Raw genomic sequence first — 510 nt, forward strand, 5'->3', positions numbered from 1 at the left:
AATCATCAAACTCACCATAGAGGCCAGCTTACCTGTTTGCTAAGCCAGTTTGGTTTAGACTTTGGCTGTACAGACCTGCCTATGATCGTGCCAGAGGGAGCACGTACATAACAATAAATTTAAGAGTGATTCACAACGCTCGGCGCTTTCACTTCAAGCAAGTTTAGTGTTTATGGCACAATGCGTTAGGTAAGGTGGTGGCATTGTTCACACCTTAATTTGGCGTTAGCTGGGGTTAAGAAAAACGGTGAATTTAAGGTGGAAAGGCTTTGGGTTTTCTAGCTACACACCGGACAAATCTCAGCTTCTCAACTATCTCGCCAGTGGCACTTTTCGGGAAGTGTTTGAACTTAACGAAGGCTGCTTACGGGAAGTATTGTTTTTGTTAAGTTCGTTGGCGCGGCTTCTTTGGTGTTGAATTTTATGCATTCTTAAATTCGTTTCGTGTGCTCTGTCGTTGGCTTTTTCGATAGAATTCTTTGCAAATTACCATGCTCAGGAATGGTGATT

At 42.9% G+C, this 510-nt stretch carries 1 protein-coding gene; it reads left to right on the forward strand.

Going from position 1 to position 510, the window contains the following annotated elements:
- A partial coding sequence (locus tag EYW48_RS21405) for a DinB family protein (RefSeq protein ID WP_277433068.1) occupies positions 1 to 111 on the forward strand: 111 nt, incomplete at its 5' end.
- Between the last annotated feature and the right edge of the window lie 399 nt (positions 112 to 510).

This window comes from Vibrio sp. 1180_3 (assembly GCF_029478545.1).
In the GTDB taxonomy this organism is placed as follows: domain Bacteria; phylum Pseudomonadota; class Gammaproteobacteria; order Enterobacterales; family Vibrionaceae; genus Vibrio; species Vibrio aestuarianus.